General features: G+C 38.8%; 20 protein-coding genes. 4 read left to right on the top strand and 16 right to left on the bottom strand.

Annotation, left to right across the window (positions count from 1 at the left end; all coding sequences use genetic code 11):
- Nucleotides 1-29: 29 nt before the first annotated feature.
- From nuoF to pckA, 13 genes are all read right to left on the bottom strand, one after another.
- A complete protein-coding gene (gene nuoF, locus ACTJKN_RS12345; RefSeq protein WP_440825339.1) occupies nucleotides 30-1397 on the bottom strand; it encodes an NADH-quinone oxidoreductase subunit NuoF in 1368 nt (455 codons plus the stop codon).
- A gap of 75 nt (nucleotides 1398-1472) precedes the next feature.
- Complete coding sequence (locus ACTJKN_RS12340) at nucleotides 1473-1988, bottom strand: NADH-quinone oxidoreductase subunit NuoE family protein (protein WP_440825337.1); 516 nt, start codon at nucleotides 1986-1988, stop codon at nucleotides 1473-1475.
- Nucleotides 1981-3195 carry an NADH-quinone oxidoreductase subunit D gene (locus ACTJKN_RS12335; protein WP_440825335.1) on the bottom strand — a complete coding sequence of 405 codons (1215 nt, stop codon included), beginning with the start codon at nucleotides 3193-3195 and terminating at the stop codon, nucleotides 1981-1983. The genes ACTJKN_RS12340 and ACTJKN_RS12335 overlap by 8 nt, the downstream gene beginning before the upstream one ends.
- Nucleotides 3196-3198: 3 nt before the next feature.
- The gene (locus ACTJKN_RS12330; protein ID WP_230142248.1) at nucleotides 3199-3699 is read right to left on the bottom strand and encodes an NADH-quinone oxidoreductase subunit C; all 501 of its coding nucleotides are present in this window, start codon (nucleotides 3697-3699) and stop codon (nucleotides 3199-3201) included.
- Entirely contained in the window at nucleotides 3699-4241 is a 543-nt protein-coding gene (locus ACTJKN_RS12325) for an NADH-quinone oxidoreductase subunit B (RefSeq protein WP_057931427.1), read from the bottom strand. The genes ACTJKN_RS12330 and ACTJKN_RS12325 overlap by 1 nt, the downstream gene beginning before the upstream one ends.
- Before the next feature lie 228 nt (nucleotides 4242-4469).
- On the bottom strand, nucleotides 4470-4841 hold the full coding sequence (locus ACTJKN_RS12320) for an NADH-quinone oxidoreductase subunit A (protein ID WP_057931428.1): 372 nt from the start codon (nucleotides 4839-4841) through the stop codon (nucleotides 4470-4472).
- A gap of 82 nt (nucleotides 4842-4923) precedes the next feature.
- Nucleotides 4924-6645 (bottom strand): tetratricopeptide repeat protein, encoded by a 1722-nt coding sequence (locus ACTJKN_RS12315; RefSeq protein WP_440825333.1) that lies wholly within the window; start codon nucleotides 6643-6645, stop codon nucleotides 4924-4926.
- Between the two features lie 79 nt (nucleotides 6646-6724).
- Nucleotides 6725-7630: a PstS family phosphate ABC transporter substrate-binding protein gene (locus ACTJKN_RS12310; protein ID WP_440825331.1), complete on the bottom strand. Its 906-nt coding sequence runs from the start codon at nucleotides 7628-7630 to the stop codon at nucleotides 6725-6727.
- A gap of 242 nt (nucleotides 7631-7872) precedes the next feature.
- A complete protein-coding gene (locus ACTJKN_RS12305; protein WP_215129967.1) occupies nucleotides 7873-8691 on the bottom strand; it encodes an energy transducer TonB in 819 nt (272 codons plus the stop codon).
- A gap of 18 nt (nucleotides 8692-8709) precedes the next feature.
- Nucleotides 8710-9216, bottom strand: coding sequence for an ExbD/TolR family protein (locus tag ACTJKN_RS12300; protein ID WP_138819651.1), 507 nt, complete (start codon nucleotides 9214-9216; stop codon nucleotides 8710-8712).
- A 3-nt stretch (nucleotides 9217-9219) separates the two neighbouring features.
- A complete protein-coding gene (locus ACTJKN_RS12295) occupies nucleotides 9220-9834 on the bottom strand; it encodes a biopolymer transporter ExbD (protein WP_440825328.1) in 615 nt (204 codons plus the stop codon).
- Between the two features lie 78 nt (nucleotides 9835-9912).
- Nucleotides 9913-10743 (bottom strand): MotA/TolQ/ExbB proton channel family protein, encoded by an 831-nt coding sequence (locus tag ACTJKN_RS12290; RefSeq protein ID WP_057931433.1) that lies wholly within the window; start codon nucleotides 10741-10743, stop codon nucleotides 9913-9915.
- A 298-nt stretch (nucleotides 10744-11041) separates the two neighbouring features.
- A complete protein-coding gene (gene pckA, locus ACTJKN_RS12285) occupies nucleotides 11042-12637 on the bottom strand; it encodes a phosphoenolpyruvate carboxykinase (ATP) (RefSeq protein ID WP_440825325.1) in 1596 nt (531 codons plus the stop codon).
- Between the two features lie 1000 nt (nucleotides 12638-13637).
- Between pckA and thrA the strand changes: the two genes are divergently transcribed.
- The 4 genes from thrA to thrC all read left to right on the top strand — a co-directional run bounded on the left by thrA (nucleotide 13638) and on the right by thrC (nucleotide 18896).
- Entirely contained in the window at nucleotides 13638-16091 is a 2454-nt protein-coding gene (thrA, locus tag ACTJKN_RS12280) for a bifunctional aspartate kinase/homoserine dehydrogenase I (protein ID WP_440825323.1), read from the top strand.
- A gap of 4 nt (nucleotides 16092-16095) precedes the next feature.
- The gene (locus ACTJKN_RS12275) at nucleotides 16096-16554 is read left to right on the top strand and encodes a DinB family protein (protein WP_440825321.1); all 459 of its coding nucleotides are present in this window, start codon (nucleotides 16096-16098) and stop codon (nucleotides 16552-16554) included.
- Between the two features lie 15 nt (nucleotides 16555-16569).
- Nucleotides 16570-17502 (top strand): homoserine kinase, encoded by a 933-nt coding sequence (locus ACTJKN_RS12270; protein WP_440825319.1) that lies wholly within the window; start codon nucleotides 16570-16572, stop codon nucleotides 17500-17502.
- A gap of 86 nt (nucleotides 17503-17588) precedes the next feature.
- Nucleotides 17589-18896 carry a threonine synthase gene (gene thrC / locus ACTJKN_RS12265; RefSeq protein ID WP_440825317.1) on the top strand — a complete coding sequence of 436 codons (1308 nt, stop codon included), beginning with the start codon at nucleotides 17589-17591 and terminating at the stop codon, nucleotides 18894-18896.
- Between the two features lie 238 nt (nucleotides 18897-19134).
- Here the strand turns inward: thrC and ACTJKN_RS12260 are convergent, their stop codons facing one another.
- The 3 genes from ACTJKN_RS12260 to ACTJKN_RS12250 form a co-directional block, all read right to left on the bottom strand.
- Nucleotides 19135-19548, bottom strand: a complete 414-nt coding sequence (locus ACTJKN_RS12260) for a tail fiber domain-containing protein (protein WP_440825315.1) — start codon at nucleotides 19546-19548, stop codon at nucleotides 19135-19137.
- Nucleotides 19549-19619: 71 nt separating this feature from the next.
- On the bottom strand, nucleotides 19620-19922 hold the full coding sequence (locus ACTJKN_RS12255; protein WP_440825313.1) for a hypothetical protein: 303 nt from the start codon (nucleotides 19920-19922) through the stop codon (nucleotides 19620-19622).
- 45 nt (nucleotides 19923-19967) lie between these two features.
- Nucleotides 19968-21359, bottom strand: a complete 1392-nt coding sequence (locus ACTJKN_RS12250) for a pyridoxal phosphate-dependent decarboxylase family protein (protein WP_440825311.1) — start codon at nucleotides 21357-21359, stop codon at nucleotides 19968-19970.
- Nucleotides 21360-21525: the final 166 nt, after the last annotated feature.

The following is a 21525-nucleotide window of genomic DNA, read 5'->3' as shown; positions in this document are numbered from 1 at the left end:
ATAAGGTCGCAAATTGCGACCTTAAGATTCTATTTCTCTTCCGTTACCGGAGCTTTTTCAATCGGGGTTGCATAATTTGCGATACCGTAATTTTGGCTCTGGCTTTTAACCGGTTCTTTAATGTGCCATTCAAATTCATCTCTGAAGTGACGAATTGCACTGGCTACTGGCCAAGCTGCTGCATCACCTAGCGGACAAATTGTATTTCCTTCAATTTTACGTTGAATATCCCACAATAAATCAACATCTTCCATTTTACCTTGGCCGTGTTCGATTTTGTGCAACACTTTTTCCATCCATCCAGTACCCTCACGGCAAGGTGAACATTGTCCACAGCTTTCATGATGATAAAAACGGGCAAAATTCCAGGTATTTCTAACGATACACTGATCTTCATCAAAAGCGATAAAACCACCTGAACCCATCATGGTTCCGGTAGCAAATCCACCTTCTGATAACGATTCGTAACTCATTAAACGAGGTTCGCCGTTAGCGTATTTCAAGGTTAAATTAGCAGGTAAAATAGGCACAGATGATCCACCTGCAACCGTTGCCTTTAAACGTTTACCATTGGCAATACCACCACAATACTCGTCTGAATAAATAAATTCTTCTACCGGTAAACCCAATTCGATTTCGTAAACGCCTGGTTTTACTAGATTACCTGATGCGGATATTAATTTTGTACCTGTACTTCTACCGATGCCAATTTTTGCATATTCATCGCCACCATCGTTAATAATCGGCACCACTGCAGCAATCGATTCAACGTTGTTCACCACTGTAGGGCAACCATACAAACCCGCAATTGCCGGAAATGGTGGTTTAATCCGTGGATTACCTCTTTTGCCTTCTAACGATTCTAACAAGGCAGTTTCTTCACCGCAGATGTAAGCGCCGCCACCCGGCTGAACATATAATTCTAAATCGTAACCTGTTCCTAAAATGTTTTTACCCAACCATCCGGCTGCTTTAGCTTCAGCAATTGCTTTTTCTAAAATGCGGATCTGAGGCATCATCTCACCACGAACATAGATGTAAGAAACCTTCGCACCTAATGCGAAACTCGATACGATCATTCCCTCAATTAATGCATGGGGAATATAAGTCATCAAATAACGGTCTTTAAAAGTCCCTGGCTCTGATTCATCAGCATTACACACCAAATAACGTGCAACACCTTCTGGTTTAGCCAAAAAGCTCCATTTCATCCCGGTTGGGAAACCCGCACCACCGCGACCACGTAAGCCCGATTTCTTAACTTCTTCAACAATCTCTTCGGGTGTTAAAGTTTTAAGGGCTTTTTCCACAGCACGGTACCCGCCTTTTTGGCGATAGACTTCAAGTGTATTGATGCCCGGTACGTTTATATGCTCAAGTAACAGTTTTCGAGACATTTTAATTAGTCTAGCGTCTGTAGTCTGTAGTCCATGGTCATGAGTCAAAACGACTCTAGACTTAAGACTTTCGACTTAGGACTTATTTTTCAAATCTTCAATCAATTTATCTACACTTGCTTCGGTAAGGTTTTCGTAGAAAGTATATTCCGGGCTAATCTGTAACACCGGACCAAAACCACAGGCCGCTAAACATTCAACCCCTCTAAAGCTGAATAAACCATCGGCAGTAACTTCACCTTCTTTAACACCTAACTTGTTTTCCAAGTGGCTTAGTATTTTTTCGGCACCCACCAAACAACAAGGCCCGGTACGGCAAACCTCCAAAGCATACTTGCCTTGTGGCTTTAAAAAGTACATGGTATAAAATGTTGCCACTTCATACACTTCAATGGGCTGAATATTTAAATATTCGGCAACCTTATCCATCGCTGGTGTACTTACCCAAAGGTATTCGGCCTGTACCAAGTGCAAAAGTGGTAGCAAAGCTGATTTGCTCTTATCTGCCGGATAACGGCTCTTTACCTCATCAAATTTGGCCAGCAATTCTGATGAAAACACTACAGGTGTTTGTTCTTCTACTTTAAGCATCTAATTCTCCTGCAATAATATTCATACTACTCATGTTGATGATGGCATCAGACAATAACATGCCCTCGCTCATTGGTGCAAACATCTGGTAGTTTACAAAACTTGGTCTGCGGAAGTGTAAACGGTATGGTGTACGGCCTCCATCGTTAATCAGATAGAATCCTAATTCACCATTTCCGCCTTCTACAGCGTGATAAACTTCTGCTTTTGGCGCATCAATTTCACCCATCACAATTTTGAAGTGATAGATCAATGCTTCCATATTGTTGTAAACTTCTTGTTTTGGAGGAAGATAAAATTCAGGCACATCGGCATGAAAAATACCTTTTGGCTCTGTTTTTAACTTCACAAGTGCTTGTTCGATAATGCGGACACTTTGCCACATCTCTTCATTACGTACTAAATATCTGTCGTAAATATCGCCACTTGTACCTACCGGAACTTCAAAATCGAAATCCTGATATGAAGAATATGGATCGCTTACACGAACATCGTAATCTACACCGGTAGCACGCAAAAGCGGCCCAGTCCAGCTGTATTCTAAAGCAGTTTCTTTGGTTACTTCTGCAACACCAGCCGTTCTATCAATAAAAATACGATTACGTGTTAGCAGATTTTCGAACTCTTTTAACGCTTTAGGGAATTCTTTTAAAAACTTATCGATTTTAGCAAAGGCGATATCATTGAAATCTCTTTCAAACCCACCAATACGGCCAATATTTGTGGTTAAACGTGCCCCACAAACCTCTTCGAAGATTTCGTAAATATGCTCACGGAACTGAAAAAGGTATAAGAAAGTAGTTGTTGCCCCGGTATCCTGACCAATAATCGTATTACAGATAATGTGATCGGCAATACGCGAAAGCTCCATAACGATCACCCGAAGGTAATCTACACGTTTCGGCATCTGAATATTTAACAACTTCTCAACCGTCATGTGCCAGCCCATATTGTTAATAGGCGACGAGCAATAGTTTAAACGGTCGGTAAGTGGTGTAATTTGATAAAATGGGCGATGTTCCGCAATCTTTTCGAAAGCACGGTGGATATACCCAATGGTAGAAACGCCGCTTACAATACGTTCGCCATCTAATTGCAAAACGTTTTGAAAAACGCCGTGTGTTGCAGGGTGTGTTGGACCTAAGTTTAAGGTTACCAGCTCACTTTGCGGGTCGTTATCTGTAAATACCGGATGGTTATGATTCATAATTTACCTTCCAAAAAATTCGTCTTTTTTATCTACTCTGTTTGGATCTTCCAATGGATATTGTTTCAACATCGGGTGAACACCTAAGTCGTCCATATTTAAAATACGGCGTAGATCTGGGTGACCTTCAAATTTAACCCCGAACAGATCATAAGTTTCGCGTTCCATCCAGTTGGCACCTTTCCAAACAGTTGTTGCTGTAGGGATAGTTGGATTTTGTTCTGAAATGAAAACCTTAATCCTGATCCTAACTTTCTCTACCATGTTGTGCAAATGGTAAACCACTGCAATACCATGATCTTTACCCGGATAGTGAACTGCAGTAATATCAGTAAGGAAATTGAATTTTAATTCTTCTTTAAGATGCGAAAGCACATTGATGATCACATCTTTATAAGTTACAAAGGTTAGTAAACCATAAGGCTCAGAAACGGCAGTAACTTTTTCGCCAAACTTTTCAGTCAGCTTAACGTGGATATCGTTATTTAGTGTCGTTTCTTCCATTATTTAATGCCGTATTGACCTAAAAGTTCTTTGTAATAATCAGAATTCCTTCTTCTGCCTGATTCGCTTTTCACTAAATCCTGAATACGTTGAAAACCATCTAAAATGGCTTCAGGTCTTGGCGGACAACCCGGAACGTAAACATCCACCGGAATAACCTCATCAATACCTTGCAATACGGAATAAGTATCGAAAATTCCACCACTACTTGCGCAGGCACCAACAGCCATTACCCAACGTGGCTCTGCCATTTGGATATAAACCTGTTTTAATACCGGGGCCATCTTTTTAGCGATAGTTCCCATAACCATTAAAACATCAGCCTGGCGGGGAGAAAAACTTAAGCGTTCGGCACCGAAACGACCTAAATCGTAATGTGAGCCCATGGTTGCCATAAACTCGATTCCACAACAAGAAGTGGCGAAAGGTAAAGGCCATAATGAATTTGAGCGGGCCAAACCTATCACTTTATCAAGAGATGTGGCAAAAAAGCCAGATCCTTCTATTCCTGGAGGCGCATCAACTATATTAATTTCACTCATGTTTATAAACAAAAAATGCTCATCCCTTTGCAGAATGAGCAACAAATTTACAATATTTTAAAGGCAAACAAACTAGCTTTACTCGATTTAGAACCTTTCTAAATAACCAAAACAGCTATAAGTTAGTGTAAGTGATACACATTCGGTTTGCAGTTGGCAATTTTCAGTTTAAAGTTTTTAAACTGATAACCATTATCTACCAATTGTGAACTGGGAACTGCCAACTGACTAGTTCCAGTCTAAGACTTTTTTCTTGATTACGTAGATAAAGCCCAACAATAATGTACCCATGAAAATGAACATTTCGATCATTCCATCCATCCGTAATGTACGGAAATTAACCGCCCAGGGATACATAAAGATAACCTCTACATCGAACAGTACAAATAAGATGGCTACTACGAAATATTTAATGGAGAAAGGCTGGCGTGCATTACCTACTGATTTGATACCGGCTTCAAAAGTTTCCAACTTATCGCTTGTTTTACGTTTTGGACCTAAAAAGTGGGTAGCAACCAATGTGGTTACCACAAAACCTAAAGCAACAATTACTTGAAATATAATCGGTAAAAAATCTATAGAGGAACTTTGCGCTTGCATAATTTTTATTTTGTGATGCAAAAGTAAAAGAAAAAGGCAGAGTAACCAAACTCTGCCTTTTCTAAATTATTTAACTTTTTAATTATTTGCCTTTAGCTTTTGGTTTTGCAGCAGGTGCAGGTGATTGCAACTCTTTTAATCTAGCCGCAGCATAAGTGTCTGCAGGATCTAATGCTAAACTTTTAGTGAAAGCATCAATAGCCTTAGCTTTATCTTTATCTGAATACCAGGCTCCAATATTATTATAAGATTCTGATAAGTTAGTCTTATTTGCAGCTACTTCTTCAGGTTTTACTAGGCTAACATATTTTTCAAAGTAAGGTATTCCAGTTCCTTTTGGATTAGCTTTGTCATCTACCAAATTTGCAATTCTTCCTCTTACAAAATAACCAAGTGCAAATTCTGGTGAAACTTTATTCAAGTGACTTAAAGCAGAATCAGCTTCAACTAAAGCAGTTGTATTAAATGGCTTTTTCTCTTTTTGAGCCATATATGCTTCATAGAATCTGGTTTGACCCAGGTAATAGTAATTTGTTAATGAACCTTTTCCGTTTGGATTGTACTTAATAGCCATTTGAAAAAGTTCAGCAGATTTACCATACTTCTTAGCTTTCATCAAAGACAAACCAGCTTCAGCCAAGGCATCTGCATTTGTTGAATCAATTTTTGCAGCCTCAATAATATTCATTACTGCTAAACTATCTTGTCCGGCTTGCAATTGAGATTTACCTAAATATAGATAATCATTACCCAAAATCTTAGATTTATCCTTTTCCTTAGCAAAGAATTCTGTCATGTAAGTTAGGGCTTGAGGATAATTTTTATTCTCATAAGCAGCCCAACCTTTTAATCTTGAAACAACAATTCCTTTAGGATCATTTGCAGGAACCTGCAATGCAGTAGCTACTTGCTCTAAGGTTTTGAAATCTTTTGCATAAAATAAGAATTGAGCATAACGCAATTGAGATTCTAAAGATTTGTCAGTTAAATCCATGTATTTTTTATAATTCTCAATCGCTTTTGCTGCTTTTTCTTTATCTGTACCAAAGCTACTCCACTGTAAATATAACTCACCTAACTCGCGGTAAGCAGGGCCATAGTTTGCATCAGCAGCAATTACATCTTGCAACTCTTTTTCACCTTCAGGAAAAGCCCTAGATTCTTTGTACATTTTACCAATCTGTGTTTTAGCTCTTCTGTTGTTTGGATCAACATCACCAACACGCATATAAGGGCCTAATGCCTCTGAATTTTTTTTCTGTAACGCATAGGCATCACCTTGTGCCAAGAAAACTTCTGCATCCTTATCTTTAGAATCTAATTCATCAGCTTTGGTAATATTAGCCAAAGCGTTAGTAAAATCAGGTTTAGATACATCATCACTAGGTTTATCCTGAGCTAAATAAGCTTTACCGATGTACAAATAAGTTTTGTAATCTTTTGGTGCCAAAGCTACAGCCTTGTCGAAGTTAGTTTTAGCAGAAGTTGGGTTATTAGATAACATATCTGCTTCACCTAAACCAATTAAGTTTAAGTTGTTTTTTGGATCAGCGGTAATACCTTTGGTAAATACGGCTCTGGCAGAGTCGATATAACCGGTTTTTAAGTAAACCAAACCAAGATTGTAATAGTTATTACCATCTGATGCTTTTGAGCTCACCAATGACTTAAGCATTGATGATGCTTTCTGATACTGCTCCGCGTCGATGGCTTTTTTCGCGTCATTTAAATCTTGAGCAAAAACTGCAGAACCCATCAACACCAAACCTACATTTAAGGTTATTGCTTTCTTTAAAATTTTCATCGGATATTCTGTTTTTTTATTTAATAAAAATGAAGTGTCTCTTTAGATTTACTTCGTGGTTCAATTTATAATTTTTAATTTAATTTCCTTTTGTCAGGTTAATTTGTCTTGGCATTAACTTATGCGGGCCAAGTCCAGATTTAAGTACAATCAATTGTCCCCTCTGACTTCTTAACCATGTTGCAAATCCTGTGCCTAAACCATCTCTTCCCTCGCAATCTATAATATTTATATTTCTTAAGAAAGGATAAACACCGTTAATTAAGTTATCTTGAGTTGGTTTGTAGAACTGATCGTCTCCTACCTTGCCTTTTACATTCTTTACGCCCAGCACTTTTATCTGAGAAAGGTATTCGCTCATCTCTGTATCCTTGTCAGTGATCCAATTCACGCCCAAAATACCAATAAAATCTTTATCTTCTGCAATAAGTTTAATTACTTCTTTGCTAGAATTTTTAGAGTAAACACCTGTAGCTGGAAATTGGCTGATATGGGCCAACTCTTTAAAATATTGAAAGGTACTTGAATAAGCGTTATCAAAGACCAATTTTTTATCTGATTTCTTCCCCTGTAATATATCAATCACCTCTTTAACGTTAATTGTGCTATCGATATTGCCCTGATTGGTAATTAAAGCAATACCATCAATAGCAAAACGCGAAGAGTTGATTTTAATATTACGCTGGTTATAATATTTTTCTTCTGCTTTGGTTAATAACCTTGGCAAAACAATTACCCTTACACTATCATTAAGAAAGGCAGGCAATAATTTTTCTTCAGGTTTTACCGTTGTCTGAAATTTTGCATCCGGATAATCCAGACTAAAAATATCGATCTGATCCTGAACAATCGGCCCAACACTTTCATCAACCAATATTTTCAAGGTACCGCTTGTTCTGGTTTCTTTAACTGCATTGGCTTTATTCTTACGTTTGCAGGATACAAGTAAAGCTAATACACAAAATATTAAAAGGAAATTTTTCATTGAAATGATTAATCGCGCCTCCCAAGGCTTAAAAGTCTTACGAATGCATAAATAATTAAAAAGATACCGATTGCGATGCGGCCCCATTGCGGAATGGTGCTTAAGCGCAGAGCAATTGGTTCATAAAATATAAATGCAAAGCCCAATACCACATAAAAAACAAACATGACAAGGCCTAAAATGAGCAAAAACCGCTGTTTAGGCGATTTTTGCTTAAAAATATCAAAATTTAACATCTACTATTAGTTCAATGTAAAGTTAACGTTGATGTTGTATTTTACCCTTACCGGCTTACCATTTTGGATACCTGGGTTCCAACGTGGACTAGCTTTCAATACACGGATGGCTTCTTCATCAGTTCCGCTACCCAAACCACGGGTAACTGTGATATCAGTTAATTTACCATCTTTTTCAACAACGAAAGATAAAAACACTTTACCTTGAACGTTGTTTTCTTGTGCCATTGGCGGGTACTTAATTGCTTTACTTAAGTATCCATAAAACTTAGAGATACCTCCTGGGAATTCTGGTTGTTTCTCGATACTAACAAAGTCGTAAACTTTATTATCATCAACCGCAACAGCAGCTTCTCTTTTTGGTCCTTCCCCCACTGGTTCAGCGATAACAATATCAGCTGTTGGATCACCTTTGATATCTCTCTGACCTGGATCAGCTTCCTTCAATTTTTCAACCGTAGGTGGTTCATCACGAACCTCAATATCTGGTTTTACAATTGGAGGTGGCATTTTCACCTGGTCAACCTTTGGTGGGGGTGGCTCTACCGGCGGTGGTGGCGGTGTTTTAGGATCTACCGGTGGTGGTGGCGCTAAAATTACTTCTTGTGCTTTTAATTGTTCATCTTCATGATCCATTGAGCCCTTAATCAGGCTATAGATTTTAGGAGAGAAAAATAACACAATAAATATAATAGAGCCGATAATTAATGCTTTAGAGGTGTTGGCACCATTGCTTTTACGCAATTGATACGCACCGTAGGTTTTGTTTTTATCTGCAAAAACCACTTCAAGCCATTCTTTTCTGAATATATCTAACTTCGACATAACTATTGGTTTTACTGATTATAAAATTCCTTTTTCTTTCATGAACTGCTTCTCATTGTCAAGGATGTTATCATCGTCGATCTGACGAACCTTAACTTTAAGAATTTCCAACTCATCCATTATATCTACAAAGTTTTGGAATGTAGAACCTGATGTTGGTTTTACCAGTACAACAAAGTCTCCAGCAACGCCTGAGGCATCAGCTGCTTTTCTATTTTTAACAATAGCATCTTCGATTTGTGAACCAGATTCTATAGTTGGTGCGCTTTCACCAGCTACACCCATGTACCATGCTACTTTATTGCTTTTACCCAACAAAATAGTCATTGTTTTACTCGCTTTCAGCTCCAATCTGTTCTCAGGTAACTTTTCGTTTTTATCTGGCTTTGCAATATCCATCGCTTGAGGCGTTGAGATTACTGTTGTTAAGATAAAGAATGTTACCAAAAGAAACATTAGATCCACCATCGGAGTCATATCAACCCTTGGGGTGGCTTTCTTCCCGCCTGTGTTTAATTCTGCCATTTCTTATTTCTTTTTAGCTTCAGAGTTGGTAACCAATAAAAACTTGTTTACACTTTGTTTCTGAAGTACATCAATAATCTTTTTAACTACCGGATATTCTTCTTTTGCATCACCTTTAATACTGATACGCATATCCTGATTATTAAGCTCCTTAGTTGCTCTACGGGCATTTAACACCCAATCATTTAACTGATTGTCAGTCGAATCTGAAGGTATGCCAGGTTGTACCCCTGGTTTCATACGGTCAGCCCCATTCAAGGCAATAAGAGATTTTAAACTCTGGATCGGAACACCGAAACTTCCTATCGACGAAAAGCGTTGTATTTCTACTGGAGTGAACGATATTTTGTACTGTTCGCCCATTAGCTCTAATGTTTTCGCTCTTACTTTGACCCCTGCTACTTCGAAGAAAACTTTACCCTGCCCAATGGTTAATATCGCATTGTTTTCTACTGGTACCTTAAACTCATATGTAGATGAAGGTGTAGAAACGGCTAGTGGTTCTGGTTGCCTCGCTGTAGCAGTTAAGATGAAGAAAGTAAGTAACAATGAAGCCACATCACACATGGCGGTCATATCTGTTACTGTACTTGTTCTTTTAACTTTAATTCTAGGCATAATATTTTTTACTAGTTTTAATAATGATGATCTTTTTTCCGGTTTTCCATAAAGCCGGTAAAAATTTTTTCAAAATTCTTATTTATGCGAACTAGCGTATGTTTGAACGATGCTGAAACCAGCCTCATCGATAGCGTAAGTTAACTTGTCGATTTTAGAAGTTAATACGTTATACATGATAATTGCCACAGTAGAAACCAAGATACCTGTTGCAGTGTTGATCAATGCCTCAGAGATACCTACCGCTAATGCTGACTGATCTGGTGCTCCAGAGTTTGCTAAACCGGCGAATGCACGGATCATACCTGTTACTGTACCCAATAAACCTACTAATGTACCAATTGATACCAAAGTTGCAATTACCGTTAAGTTTTGCTCTAACATTGGCATTTCTAAAGCTGTAGCTTCTTCAACCTCTTTTTGGATTGCAACGATTGATTGCTCAACATCCATATTAGTATCTGCTTCAACTTCACTGTATTTTTTCAAGCCAGATTTAATTACGTTAGCAACTGAACCTTCTTGTTTATCACACTCAGCTTTTGCTGCTTCGATGTTACCTGCGCTTAATAAACCTTGTACTTTGCGAATGAAAGTGTCTAAGCTAGATTTTCCACTTGCTTTACCAATAACGATGAAACGTTCGATAGAGAATACAATTACTACTAATAGTAATCCAACTAAGATCGCTACGATAGGACCTCCTTTGTAAGCTGTTCCAAGATAGTTACCAGGTAATGGTAATTTTTCTCTGTCACCATCGATAAAGTTACTTCCTTCTCCGAATACGAATCTCCAAACACAGAATCCAATGATAATACAAATTGGAATAACGAATGTTGCAAATACATTTGAAGCACTAGAAGAGCTCTCTTTTTTAACAGTTGTTGGTTTTGGTGCGTTTGCCATTTTTTTTGAAATTTTAGTTTTAGTTCTTGTTTTTAATTTTTAGCTGTTTTTTTCTTTTGTACTACACTCAACGTTTCATATCCGAAATTGTTGCGAAAAACAAATTTATAAATTGATTTTAAATTACAAATTAATAAATCAATAAGCAATTAAATCGTTACTTAGAATTTAGTTTCGGTAAATCACCAAGGGTGTATAACAAAAAAATTGCCCCAGCCGAGGCAATTCTTTCACAATAAAAACTAAAAAAAAATCGAATTGCAAATTTTTCGCTCAAAAAATGCATTTTAAAGTGCATTTAACATAATTTTAACGCTTCGTGTCTGCTTTTTGGTACTTTTGTCAGTTCGAACTCCTTGAAATTCTCTGTAAAGGCATCCGACAGTTCGTAGGCTTTCAAAAAGTATTCTTCCTGACTGCTCCATGTTTTAGAGGGGTCTAAAATTTCGTCCGGTACCCCAGGACAATTTAATGGCATCATCAATTTAAATACATGATGTTGCTTATATTTATTATGATCCAAGTCTCCATTTAACGCTGCCGTAATCATCGCTCTGGTATAACTTAATTTCATCCTTTTACCTACGCCGTAAGCTCCACCGCTCCAACCCGTATTTACTAACCATACGTTTACCTGGTGTTTTTCCATCTTCTCGCCCAATAGTGCGGCATATCTAGAGGGGTGCAATGGCAAGAAGGCTTTACCAAAGCAAGCCGAAAACGTTAACTGAGGTTCTGTTACCCCTGTTTCTGTTCCTGCAACCTTGGCTGTATATCCGCTCATAAAGTGGAACATGGCTTGTTCTACATTCAATTTTGAAATTGGAGGCAATACGCCAAACGCATCTGCAGTTAAGAAAAAGATATTTTTCGGAACAGCCGCTATTGATGGTAAAATCGCATTGTCAATATAATCTATAGGATAAGCCACGCGGGTATTCTCCGTTTTACTGATATTACTATAATCAACTTCCTTCGTGCCTGGAAAAAAATTAATATTCTCCAGCAACGAGCCGAATTTGATCGCCTTAAAGATCTGAGGCTCTTTCTCTTCGGTTAAGTCTACGCATTTTGCATAGCAACCGCCTTCGAAATTAAATACAGAATCTTTACCCCAGCCATGTTCATCATCACCGATCAATCCTCTTTCGGGATCGGCAGACAAGGTGGTTTTTCCCGTTCCCGACAAGCCGAAGAATATAGCGGTATCGCCATTTTTACCCACATTGGCCGAACAGTGCATGGATAGCGTATTCTTATATACTGGCAGGATAAAGTTTAAAACAGAAAAAATTCCTTTTTTAATTTCGCCGGTATAACCAGTTCCCCCGATCAAAATCATTTTCCTGGTAAAATTGATGATGGAGAAGTTTTCCTGTCTGGTGCCATCAATAGCCGGATCGGCCAAGAAACCTGGCGCAGCAATGATGGTCCACTCTGGTGTGGCCCCCAAACGATCTTCTTCAGGGCGGATAAACAAATGATGAGCAAAAAGATTCTGATAAGCAGTTTCTGTAATTACCCGAATGGATATATCGTAATCCGGATTGGCACAGGCTGAAGAATCCCGCACATAGATTTTCTTATCTTCAAGGTAATTTGTTAGCTTATAAAACAGCTGATCGAATTTCTCCGGAGAAATTTTAATGTTTACATCGCCCCACCAAACCTGATCTTCGGTTACTTCGTCGCATACAATAAAACGGTCTTTAGGAGAACGTCCGGTAAACTTTCCTGTATCAACCGCCAGTGCTCCTGAAGCAGCCAGCGTACCTTCTTTATTTAATAAGGCATCATCAATTAATTCCGTTGGAGATAATTGGTACTTTACAGCAATGTTTCCACCTAGATTTAAATAGCTTAAATCTGGCGTTTGCAGTTTCTTTTTGCTCATAACAATAAGTTAGTTAGTACAGCAAAGGTAAATACTTATCACCGACAAAAACTAGTTTTGGAGCGTAATTTTTTACATATTGTAGCAAATACACTATTATGTAAACATTTTATTTACAGATATTTACACTCATTTTTACAAGGTAAAAAAAATTAAAAAATTACACTAAGTAAAATCTGTTAAATGGTTTTAGCTGGTTTAAACTTTAATAGGTAAGGCTTTGAAATCAATGACGGTTTGCCAAATGATTAGATATTGACCACACGCCAGGGCGCCCCTCTCTCTGTCATTAAGTTAAGCCATTCGGCACGAACAAAAATAAATAAACCACAGATGAGGAAGGATGCACACAGATATGAAATCTGTGTTTATCTGTGCTCATCTGTGGTTAAAAACGGCGCCCCTCTAGTGGAGGGGAATTAGACGCTTGAAAGGTAACCCACTTAAATAGTACCACAACCCGAATTTAACTAAACCTGATAAAAGCGGCAGCTCCCGATTTCACTAACAACAAAACAGCACCACCATCGGGACTATAGCGGTTAGCAGGACTGCCGTAACCGAAGAATTACGACAGTATCTTTTCTGATATTTAAAACCACTTACAAACCACTGCACTCTGCGGGCAGCCCTCAAAGGGGAATGATTCGGTTTCGGGTTCAGAAAATGCGGCTATTTCATCTACTTAAACGTTTTAATAGAAATTTCGAAATAAAAATCACAAAACATTTGCATTTTAAAAAAATAATCTCCTACTTTACGGCGTACAAAGTACACAAAGACAATATGAATTTTAACACTTCGATTATTACAACGATTATTATTACCACCGGTATAAACCAGCGGGGCTAATTTGTTGTAAATTGAAAAAACATAAAACACAGAAAGCGTCCCGATGAAAGTCGGGACGCTTTTTTTTTAAACCCATGCTGAATGAAACCTGTACGAGCAACCATGAATTATCCGCACAGCATCAAACAGTTAAAACCAATATAGACTAATGAAAGTACTTAAATTCGGCGGCACATCCGTAGGTTCGGCCGAGAACATTAAAACCCTCTTACGCCTGGTTGGCGAAGAAAAACAGAAGAACAGCCCGGTAGTTGTATTATCGGCAATGAGTGGTGTAACCAATTTGCTTACCGATATGGCCGAAATGGCCGAGCGTGGAGAAGATTACGATGCTCATTTAAAAGAAATCGAAGCTAAACACTTTGCTGTAATCCGCTCGCTTTTACCTGCGGCTGCACAAAACCCTGTGTTTACACGTTTAAAGATCTTTTTTAACGAACTGGAAGATCTGTTACAGGCTGTGGCCAATCTGCGCGAACTGAGCTTGCAGACCAAAGATCAGATTTTAAGTTACGGAGAACGCTGTTCTACCTTTATGATCAGCCATATTGCTTCTCAAAATTTCGGCGATGCGCTTTATGTTAACGGTTCTGATCTGATTAAAACAGACAGCAACTTCGGTCAGGCGAAAGTAGATACCGAATTGACAGAAATGCTGATCAACAATTTTTACCAGGAAAATAAAGACAAAGTACTTTTTGTTACTGGTTTTATAGCGAGCAATGCAGCAGGCAGGGTAACAACTTTAGGCCGTGGCGGCTCTGATTATACCGCAGCGGTATGGGGTGCAGCTTTAAATGCCGAAGAAATAGAGATCTGGACGGATGTAAACGGCATGATGACGGCCGATCCGCGCATTGTGAAAAAGGCTTTCTCGTTACCGGAATTAAGCTATACCGAAGCCATGGAACTGAGCTATTTTGGAGCGAAAGTGATCTATCCGCCAACAATGATTCCTGCTTTTATGAAAAAAATCCCGATTGTGATTAAAAACACATTCGAACCTGATTTCGCAGGAACTTATATCAAAAGTGATGTTAAAACATCAAGTTTACCCATAAAAGGAATTTCCTCTATCGATCATATCAGCATTATTAACCTAACGGGTAGTGGTATGGTTGGTAAGGCAGGTTTTAGCGGAAGATTATTCTCACTACTTTCGCGCGAACAGATCAATGTAGTATTGATTACTCAATCTTCATCAGAACACAGCATTACTTTCGCTGTTAAACCAACAGATGCTTCGCAGGCGATTTCTTTAATCAAAAAAGAGTTTGAACTGGAATTAGACGCTAAAAAACTAGAACTGCCAGAAGTTGAAAATAACCTTTCAGTTTTGGCCATTGTTGGCGAAAACATGAAACGTACACCAGGTATGAGCGGACGTTTGTTCAGCGCTTTAGGCCGCAACGGTATCAATGTAAGGGCTATTGCTCAGGGATCTTCAGAATATAACATTTCGGTAATCATCAGCAAAGACGATTTATCGAAAGCGGTTAATGCGGTGCACGATGCTTTCTTTACTGATCTGAAAAGAACCTTAAACGTTTTCTGCCTGGGCACAGGAAACATTGGCAAAACCTTATTTACCCAACTGAAGGAACAGATGCCTTTCTTAGCGGCCAATAACGACCTACAAGTTAAGATAACGGGCATCAGCAATACACGGAAAATGATTTTCAGCGCTGATGGCCTTTCGTTAGAAAATTGGGAAGCAGAATTGAATACAAACGGTGAGCAGGCAGATTTAGCGGGTTTTGTTGCCAAAATGAAAGCCCTAAATTTACCAAACTGTGTTTTTGTAGATAACACCGCTGCAGAATCGCCAATAGAATTTTATCAGGGTATATTCGAAAGCAGCATTTCGGTAGTAACCTGCAATAAAAAAGGAAACTCGGCAGATTACGCCCAATATAAATCATTTAAAGATACTGCCCGTAAATTTGGTGTGGATTTTTATTACGAAACCAATGTAGGTGCAGGCCTGCCAATTATCCGTACGCTGCGCGAGCTGATGATGAGCGGTGATAAGGTAGCGCGGATTGAAGCGATTTTATCAGGTACCATTTCTTACATCTTCAATAATTTTAAAGGTAATGCCGGTTTTTATGAAACAGTAAAAGAAGCGCAGGAACTCGGTTATACCGAACCAGATCCCCGCGACGACTTAAATGGGAAAGATTTTATGCGTAAAATGCTGATTCTCGCCCGTGATGCTGGTTATCCGCTAGAAGCCAGTGACGTAAAAATCGACAACATTTTGCCGGAAGCCTGCTTAAATGCTACATCGGTTGAAGATTTCTATTCTGAATTACAGGCTAATGCGGCTTACTTCGAAAATTTAAAGAATACCGCAGCAAACGATGGAAAAGTTTTGCGTTACATCGGTAAACTTGAAAATGGAAGTGTAGAAATCAGTCTGCAAATGGTTGATGACAGTCATCCTTTTTATATGCTATCGGGAAGTGATAATATTATCTCTTTTACAACCGATCGTTACAAAACCCGCCCGTTGGTGGTAAAAGGCCCTGGTGCAGGTGCAGAAGTTACCGCTGCCGGAGTTTTTGCGGATATCATTAACGTAGGTACTTTAAATAAGTAGCGAGATGAATTCGGTTTTAGACAAAAAGAACGAGATTCTTCACCTGGTTAATCAGGCGATGATCGATTTCGAAAATATTTCGGATGAGGCCTGGAATGATAAACCACAGCCTTTAAAATGGTCTAAAAAAGAACTGTTGGGTCATTTGGTAGATAGTGCAGTTAACAACATCCGTCGTTTGGTTGTTGGACAATACGAACAAGGGGTTAAAATTATTTATCATCAGGATGAATGGGTAAACAACCAAAACTACCAGGAGGCAGCTATTGCGGAAGTTATAATGCTCTGGAAGTTATTAAACCATCAGATTAGCCGGGTAATTGAAAATATTCCAGAGAAAAAGCTTCAAAACACCTGCGACACAGGAAAAGGGAAAATAGAAATGCACACCCTTTCTTTTTTTATCGATGATTACTTAGTGCATTTGAAATATCATTTAAACCAAATAACGCTTAACAAATAGCTAAGCCAATTAATAATGAAAAATAGTATAAAAGTTTTCGCTCCGGCAACCGTTGCAAACGTAGTTTGTGGTTTCGATGTACTGGGTTTCGCTGTAAACGAACCTGGCGATGAAGTTGAAATGCGATTTACCGATACACCTGGTGTGGTGATCAAAAGAATTACTGGCGATGATGGCCGTTTGCCTTTAGATGCAGCGAAAAATACCGTAAGCGCCAGTGTTCAACATTATTTAAAGCATATAAACCGTTTGGATGTTGGTGTAGAAATTGAACTGCACAAGAAAATGCCTATTGGCAGCGGATTGGGCTCAAGCTCGGCCAGTACAGTAGCTGGTTTGTTTGCCATTAACAAATTAATGGGTGATTTATTAAGCACCAAAGAGTTGGTTCCCTTTGCCATGAAAGGCGAGGAACTTGCCTGTGGCTATGGCCATGCCGATAACGTTGCCCCTGCATTGTTGGGTGGTTTTGTACTGGTGAGAAGTTACGAACCGCTTGATGTAATTTCTTTACCTACGCCTGCAGGCATGTATGCGGCAATTGTTTATCCAGAGGTAGATGTACCGACCAAAGATGCACGCCAAATGATCCGCAGTAAAGTAGCATTAAAAGATGCGGTTACCCAGTGGGGAAATGTTGCAGGTTTAGTGAGTGGATTGTTCATGAATGATTTTGATTTAATTGGAAGGAGCATGAAAGACGTTCTGGTAGAACCAACACGTTCGATCTTGATACCAGGTTTTGAAGAAATGAGAAAACTGGCGATGGAAAATGGGGCAATCGGTTTCGGAATTTCAGGTTCAGGCCCTTCTGTTTTCGCATTAACTCAAGATGAAGAAACAGCCAGAAAAATAACAAAATCGCAACAGCAACATTTACATAAAATAAATATTAACAGCAAGGCTTTTGTATCTCCGGTTAATGCGGAAGGACCAAGAGTGATGTAAATAAGGCCTGAAGTAGAAGGCTTAAGGCGTAGGGTTGTAACTGCGCCATAACCCTAAACCTTACACACTAAACCCTAAACCTTAAAATGAAACTATACTCCACCAACAATAAAGATTTACGTGTTTCTTTCAAAGAAGCCGTTTTTAACAGCATGCCCCAGGATAAAGGCTTATATATGCCTGTAGAAATTCCACAGCTTGATCCCGAATTCATCCAGAATATTGAGCAGTACACTTTACCAGAAATAGCTTATAAAGTAGCTTCGGCTTTATTAAAAGATGAGATTCCGGCCAAGGATTTAAAGGCTTTAATTGATGATGCTATTAATTTTGAAGCTCCAGCCGTTAAACTTGATGACAAAACCTTTGTGCTCGAATTGTTCCACGGTCCATCTTTGGCTTTTAAAGATTTCGGCGCCCGTTTTATGAGCCGTGTGATGGCTTATTTCTTAAAAGACGGCGAACAACTCCTGGATGTTCTTGTCGCTACCTCTGGCGATACAGGTGGCGCAGTGGCTTTGGGTTTCTTGGGTGTGCCGAATACGAGGGTAACTATTCTTTACCCGGAGGGAAAAGTGAGCCCGATACAGGAACTGCAGTTAACCACCAATGGCGAAAATATCAGAGCCGTTGAAGTTAAAGGTACTTTCGATGACTGCCAGGCTTTAGTGAAACAGGCTTTTGCAGATGATGAGTTGAATGCTAAATTCAGATTAACTTCTGCCAATTCGATCAATATTTCTCGATTAATTCCGCAAACGTTTTATTATTTCAATACTTATGCCCAACTAAAAAAGCAAGGCTTTAAAGACGTGGTGTTTTCAGTACCAAGTGGAAACTTCGGAAATATTGGCGCAGGTTTACTGGCCTATAAATTAGGATTACCTGTTAAACAGTTTATCGCTGCTACCAATGTTAACGATACCGTTCCACGCTTTTTAGAGAGTGGCGTATATGAAACGAAACCATCAACACAAACCTACTCGAACGCGATGGATGTAGGAGCACCAAGCAATTGGGTACGCATTATGGATCTGTTTAGTCAGGATGTAGAAGCCATCAAAAAAGTGGTTACTTCTTATCGTTTTACTGATGATGAAACACTGGAAGGGATCAAAGAAATTGATAGCAAGTTAAATTATGTGGCTTGTCCGCATACTGCGATTGCCTATTTAGCAATTGAAAAATACAGGAATGAAAATCCTAGGGACGAAAGTGCCGCAGTTTTCTTATCTACAGCACATGCCTGTAAATTTCCTGATATTTTCCCTGCAGATATTGCGACTAAAATCGAGATCCCTGAACAGGTAAAAGCTTTAGAAAGTAAACCAAAACATGCTGATCAGTTAGGTGTGGATTTTGAAGAATTTAAAAGTTACTTGCTTAAAGGGTAATAAGTAACTTTCGAAAGTTCGTCATTCCCAACCCAATAGCGATCGGATTGATTGGGAATCCTAATGCAAGTAACGGGCATTAAGATTCCCGCCTGCGCGGGAATGACGTATTTATAAAACAATATCCCTATTTCATACTTCTCTGTGCATTCCCTTTTAAGCACTTCGAACAGTAAATCCCGGACCAACTTGAAAAGACAGAGAATAAAAAAATCCCGACTTTCATCGGGATTCATTTTTACTTAGTGTTTTGCGACTTTAGTGTTTTCAGCTCGCGTTGCAGGGCTTCAATCTGTTGCTGTTGCTCCTTTATACTGGCAACCAAAAGCGGGACTAAACTCTCGTAATCTACCTTGGTAATAGTAGCATTTCTAAATGCGTTTTTACCTGATGCATAACTTTTTGCCTGTACAGAAACAATTTCAGGAACAGCTGTTTTAGCTTCAGTACCTACAAAACCATATTGCGGTTTGGCGGATAGCTTTAGTTTTTCTGCCCAGGTTTTATCGTAATTAAAACTTACCGGTTGTAGCTTAGTTACCTGAATAAGGGCATTTTCTACCGGCTTAACATTATTTTGCACAACTTCTTGTGCACTGATTTTTAAAGAAGCAGCGATTAATAACACTGCAAATGAAATTGCTCGTTTCATATATATTATTTGTAATTTTTAAAATAGACAATTGGTTCCGTTTTTGCGAAACGGAGTTTAAAAAGATATGCTTATACGGAAGGTGGCGGTGTTAAAACCTCTGGGAAGTAAGCCAGTTGGAAAGAATGATCAGGAATGAGCACCTTTTTTGAAGTTTGAAGAGGAAAATATAAAGCTCCATGAAACACGATTTGCTGCACCGCATATTCGGTTTCTACTTTCTTTTCTTCCTTCTCTGTCGCGTCATCATTTGTAGATAAAACTTCAATGTTATTGCCAGAATAGCTTAAATACGAAACCGCATGACTTACTTTTAAGAAAAAAACTATCGCAATGCAGGCAATAAGTACATATTTAAGACCATCTAATTTCATCGGTACAAAGATAAAATGCTACAACATTAAAACAATAATTTAAGGTTAAAGTTCTGTAAGAATTGCGAGCATAGCTGCCCTAGCCAGCTCAACATCAGCGGCTGAGGTCCGCCAGTTTACAAAAGCAGCACGAATCCCCTTCTTCCCATTGTAAAATGTAGGGGTCATAAATACTTTTCCGCTTGCATTTAATTTGTTCAAGAATATTGAAACTAAACTTTCATCTGTTAACGAAAAACAAACGGTATTTAAACGTACTGGTGCCAAGAGTTCAAAATTTGGATTTTCATCAATAAAATCTGCAAACTGTAAAGCCACTTCAACATTACTTTCTACAATTTCCTGGTAACCCTGTTTTCCGTAGCTTGTTAAAGTAAACCAAGCAGGTAAGGCCTTTAATCGGCGGGAATTTTCTGGCAGAAAATTTAAATAGCTGAAATTTTCCATCGGATTACCCAAATATGCTGCGTTTGAATTTTGAAAAGTTTCTACCTGTAGCAACTGGTGTTTTTCTTTCACAAAAAACACGGCATTTTCATAAGGTACATTTAGCCATTTGTGGCAATCCACCGTAATGCTATCTGCATTTCCCCAGCCCTTAACCATGTGATTATATTTGGGAGAACAAGCGGCAAAACCACCAAAAGCTGCATCGATATGCCACCAGAAATTATATTTTTCTTTTAAGGTATTAATGGCTTCAAAATCATCAAAATCAACTGTATTTACTGTTCCGGCGCTGGAAATCAGAATGAAAGGTTCGCCATTTAAGGCTTGTATTTTTAGTTCAAGGTCGGCAATATCCAATGCTTCGCGATTACCCTGCATTACGTTTACCTGAATAAAATTGCCGCTTCCCAAGCCCAACATTGATAAGGATTTTATGGCTGAAGAGTGCGGTGTAGCCGATAGCACTTTTACCGTACCTGATATGCCTTCTCTGGCAAAATCTTTCCCAAATTGTCTACCAATCCATTGCCTGGCAACAGCTAGACAAGTAAAATTAGATAAGGTTGCTCCGGTTACAAAACCACCGAAAAAATCTTTGGGCAGGTTAAACAATGAAAGTAATAACTGGATGGTTTCGAGTTCGATGATGGCTGAAACGTCGCCGTTACCTTTTGCACTTTGCGTGTTTTGATCGTAGATAGTCGACAGCCAATCGCCAGCAATGGCGGCAGGTGTAGTACCACCGGTTACAAAACCCCAATATCTTGGACCAGACGAGGCCACCATAATGGGTTCGAAACGCTGGTTAAATTGTTTTAAGGCTTCAACAGTACCAAACCCCTGCTCACTTAAATCTCGGATAATCTCTACTTCAGCGGAACTTGCCGTAGGCCGTTCATGAATTTGGTTTAAATAATCTATTCCCTGTTGTTTAACTTCCGTTAGTATGGCATCAAGGTTTTGTTGGTCGATATTTAGATTATTCATGATGGTAATTTTAAGTAATAAAGAAACTACGTCATTGCTAGGAACGAAACAATCTTAAAGCGCCAGGTTAATTAGCGATCGTTGTAGGATTATTCATTTTGCAGTTGTTTTTAAAGGCATTCATGAGCTCACTTCGTTCGGTTATCTTCGTGCCTCGTAATGATGA

Source organism: Pedobacter sp. 22163 (genome assembly GCF_052045595.1).
Taxonomy (GTDB): domain Bacteria; phylum Bacteroidota; class Bacteroidia; order Sphingobacteriales; family Sphingobacteriaceae; genus Pedobacter.
This window is presented reverse-complemented; position numbering and strand designations above follow the sequence as displayed.